1 pseudogene is annotated in these 1,028 nt (G+C 37.1%); it reads left to right on the top strand.

Features of this window, described 5'->3' with window-relative positions:
• Positions 1-22: 22 nt before the first annotated feature.
• A pseudogene (locus QUA77_RS29220) lies at positions 23-1,028 on the top strand (IS630 family transposase); the annotation flags it as partial.

Raw genomic sequence — 1,028 nt, 5'->3', positions numbered from 1 at the left:
TAATGATATTTATAAAAAGTCAATGCCTACTAAAAACTTCCTCAGTTCCGAGACAAAGGAAACTCTGCAACAAGCATTAAAAGAGCATGAACATCCAGACATTCGGCAAAGAGCCTTAATTTTTTTGTTACTAAATAACGGAAATACACAAGCTCAAACTGCTGAATTAATTGGATGTTCTCTAAGAAAAGTTGCTTACTGGAGCATTCATGGCGACCCGGATAATTTAGATAGTTTTAAAGATGAGAGAATGAAGGGTAACTACCGAAAAGCTACAGAAGAATACATTAATTTACTTTTAGAGACAATTGAACTAGAGCCGGAGCAATGTGGCTATGAATTCGGGAGATGGACGACAGCCAGACTGGCAATATATCTAGGAGAGAAGACAGGAATCGAGTTGAGTAGTACCCAAGTGAGGAGGATTTTAAAATCAAAAAAGTATGTTTACCTCTGGGCTAAATATAGCTTAGAGGATAAGCAAGATACCGTAGAGAGGAGTTTATTTAAAGATAAATTAGCTGAGTATCTAAGAATCGCCAAAGAATCTCCAGCTCTTCTACAGGTATGGTTTTGGGATGAGAGTGGATTTAGTTTGAGAGTAATTAGAAGGAAAAATTGGTGTAAAAAAGGGACTCGAAGCAAGAAAAGAGGAGACCGAAGAAAGGGTCGTATTAATGTCATGGGTGGAGTGAGGTATTCAGACAAGAAAAGATGGGTAGATTTTATTCCATCTGGAAATTCTGCTAATTTTTATGCAGTGCTGAAAATTTTTTATGGAGATTTAAGAGCCGAGTGGATATTGCAAGGGAATTTAGCGGAAGATTTTCAAGATAAAGGCTGTAAGTTTGTCATTATTTTGGACAATGCTAGTTTTCATAAAAAAGCAGAGATTTTGCAGAAAATAGCAGCAGATATGCCTAATCTAATCATAGAGTTTCTGCCCAAGTATAGCCCGGACTACAACGCGAGTTGAGTTGGTATGGCATTCGGCTAAGGAATATGTTGCTAATAGATTATTTGAATCC

It is taken from the genome of Microcoleus sp. K5-D4 (assembly GCF_036704575.1).
Taxonomy (GTDB): Bacteria; Cyanobacteriota; Cyanobacteriia; order Cyanobacteriales; family Microcoleaceae; genus Microcoleus.
Note: the sequence above shows the minus strand (reverse complement) of the source record. Positions and strands in the feature narration are given on the sequence as shown.